Source organism: Leucobacter chromiiresistens (genome assembly GCF_001477055.1).
Lineage (GTDB): Bacteria > Actinomycetota > Actinomycetes > Actinomycetales > Microbacteriaceae > Leucobacter > Leucobacter chromiiresistens_A.
In genome coordinates this window covers 1-598 of record NZ_LDRK01000163.1, presented here as the reverse complement: position 1 = coordinate 598, position 598 = coordinate 1, and the positions used below count along the sequence as shown (strand labels likewise).

1 protein-coding gene is annotated in these 598 nt (G+C 69.7%); it reads left to right on the top strand.

Annotated features, from left to right (window positions below; all coding sequences use genetic code 11):
• A partial coding sequence (locus NS354_RS12825) for a DUF3492 domain-containing protein (protein WP_153002230.1) occupies positions 1 to 598 on the top strand: 598 nt, incomplete at both ends.

Genomic DNA, 598 nt, shown 5'->3' with positions numbered 1-598 from the left:
GTCTCGTGGGCTCGGGTATACCACGCGCACACCACCGGGTACGCGTCGCTGGTCGCGGCGGCCGCGGCCCGGGACCACGACGCCGCGTTCCTGCTCACCGAGCACAACCTCTACGTGCGCGACACCGTCAACACCCTCCTGGGCCGGAACATGGCCCTGCCGGTGCGCACCGGGGACTACCGGGACTTCGAGGCGGTCACGCCCGTGCAGCGGGCGTGGATGGCCTGGTGGATCGAGATGGGCCGGTTCTGCTATCCGAGCACGGATCGCATCACCTACCTGTACCCCAAGGCGGTGGAGGAGGCGCGGGGACTGGATGCTCCGGTGGATGACCCCGGGCGGGTGAGCATCCTGCCCAACGGGACGGTGCTCTCCGAGTTCAACGAGCAGTACGCCCTGCGCCTGGAGGAGACGCAGCGGATCGCTGCCCTGACCCCGGAGGGGGCCGCCCGACGCACCTGGAAGCTGGTGTTCATCGCCCGCGTGGTGCCCATCAAGGGGCTCGCGGACCTGCTGGATGCCCTGCACCTGCTGATCTCCCGCGGGGTGGAGGACTTCACCCTGGATGTGCTGGGGCCCACGGATCACGTGCCGGAGT